This is a genomic window from Candidatus Propionivibrio aalborgensis (assembly GCF_900089945.1).
Classification (GTDB): domain Bacteria; phylum Pseudomonadota; class Gammaproteobacteria; order Burkholderiales; family Rhodocyclaceae; genus Propionivibrio; species Propionivibrio aalborgensis.
In genome coordinates this window covers 1-1,025 of sequence record NZ_FLQY01000321.1, presented here as the reverse complement: position 1 = coordinate 1,025, position 1,025 = coordinate 1, and the positions used below count along the sequence as shown (strand labels likewise).

Annotated in this window: 1 protein-coding gene; it reads right to left on the bottom strand. The window is 53.6% G+C overall.

The window, feature by feature from the left end; translation table 11 throughout:
- Positions 1-133: 133 nt before the first annotated feature.
- Positions 134-736, bottom strand: a complete 603-nt coding sequence (locus tag PROAA_RS13595; RefSeq protein ID WP_222102276.1) for a hypothetical protein — start codon at positions 734-736, stop codon at positions 134-136.
- Positions 737-1,025 lie beyond the last annotated feature (289 nt).

Sequence of the window (1,025 nt, the reverse complement as noted above, 5' to 3'; positions counted from 1 at the left end):
CTTCAGGCTACCGCCGGATTCGACCCTGAACGGACCTTCAGCCTCTTGAGATGCGGACAGTCGACGTGAAACTCAGCCGATGGCAACAGAGTTCACCATTTTGACGGTTGGCGGGAGCGGATCGTTCCGTTGTTCATTTGTATGCGATATAGAACGGGACGCCAACGGCGCAGAGCATGACCAATGACGTGTACAGGCTTTGCCGAAAGTGTGGGCCGCAGAATCTGACATAGACAACAAACAACAAAATTGGCCACAAACAGAACAACGTGGTGTTGATGGATGCGCGCGCAGGATTCAACGCCACCATCGACGGCGAAAACCATGCAAGGACTGCGTAGAGTAGCGAGATCACACTGCCGCAGACGACGGTCAGACCCTCAAACGTATGTAGCACCGGCCCGCGAAAAAGGGCGGAAAGAGATTCACCGTACCACCCAAGGCCACTCGCAGCCCTAAGTGCGGGGTCTTGTTCGCGCTTAGCGGCGGCTCGTAGTGCGTGCCAAAAAAACGCAAGAATTCCCAAGAACCCGACCATGACGAAAACGCCATACCAGTCATGCTTTGTGAAAGCGACAAAGATGCCGAATGTGGCAAGCGCTAGCAGGAGTGTGATGCCGAGGTAGCCGATAGCGCGAGGCAGGCTCATGAAGACCTGAGGCTCGGATAAAGGATTGGGCGTCGATTTACCAACGCCAATGGTATCTCCGCCTATTCTCATGATGAAGTGCAACATCATCGCGCCAGTCTCGGGGGCTTACCCCTTGACCGAAGATGCCGACCCAAACGCAAAGCGCGGCCAGCGCGAGAAAAAAGAGGATAGCCACTATTCCTTCCAAGAAGGTTAAGTGTTCTCCTGCGCGAAATGGATTTCCATAGATTGGAAACCAAACCGCTCCAACGAGGAAAAGCACCGCACCTGAAAAAGAAACTACACGTCGAAACCAAAGCCAAGAAGATGCGATGACAGACTCCGAAGTTGATGGGGATTTCGAACGTCCTTGCGAGAGAAACCAAACGAAGCC

Excerpts from the sequence above, each read along its gene's own strand:
- PROAA_RS13595 (WP_222102276.1), bottom strand. The coding sequence starts at position 736 with ATGTTGCACTTCATCATGAGAATAGGCGGAGATACCATTGGCGTTGGT.